The organism is Novosphingobium sp. UBA1939, assembly GCF_002336885.1.
Taxonomy (GTDB): Bacteria; Pseudomonadota; Alphaproteobacteria; order Sphingomonadales; family Sphingomonadaceae; genus Novosphingobium.
On the sequence record NZ_DDFB01000130.1, the window covers coordinates 1 to 658 of the forward strand.

Genomic DNA, 658 nt, shown 5'->3' on the forward strand with positions numbered 1-658 from the left:
GCGGGCGTGACCAACAGCGAAGGCGCGGGCGCCAGCGCCGGGCGCGGCGTGGTCGCGCTCGCTACCAGCCATGGCTTTTCCGGGGCCTATGCCGCGACCAGCCACGGGTTGTCGGCGTCCGTCGTGGCCGGCGAAGGCGGCGCGATGCAGCGCGATTACAGCTGGCGCAGCGGCCGCCATGCCGCCGACCTGCTGCCCCCCGCCGAAATCGGCCGCCGCGCCGGAGACCGCGCCGTGGCGCGGCTCAACCCCGGCAAGCTCAAGAGTGGAACGATGCCGGTGGTATTCGATCCCCGCGTCGGGGGATCACTCGTCGGGCACCTGCTGGGCGCGATATCGGGCGCGGCGATCGCGCGGCGCGCCAGTTTTCTGCTGGATCGCGATGGCGCGCAGCTGTTCGACTCCGCCATCACCATTCTCGACGATCCGCTGCGGCCGCGCGGGTTGCGTTCGCGCCCGTTCGACGGCGAAGGCCTGCCGACCGCGCCGCGCGCGCTGGTGGAGGCCGGGCGGCTGACCGGATGGCTGATGGATTCGGCCTCGGCCCGTCAGCTTGGCGCGGAGCCGACCGGCCATGCGTCGCGCGGGGCTTCGGGGCCGCCGCACGTCACGGCCAGCAATGTGGTGCTCCAGCCCGGCACGGTCACGCCGCAGGCGC

1 pseudogene is annotated in these 658 nt (G+C 74.0%); it reads left to right on the forward strand.

Annotation, left to right across the window (positions count from 1 at the left end):
- Positions 1-658, forward strand: a pseudogene (locus B3547_RS17205) (TldD/PmbA family protein); the annotation flags it as partial.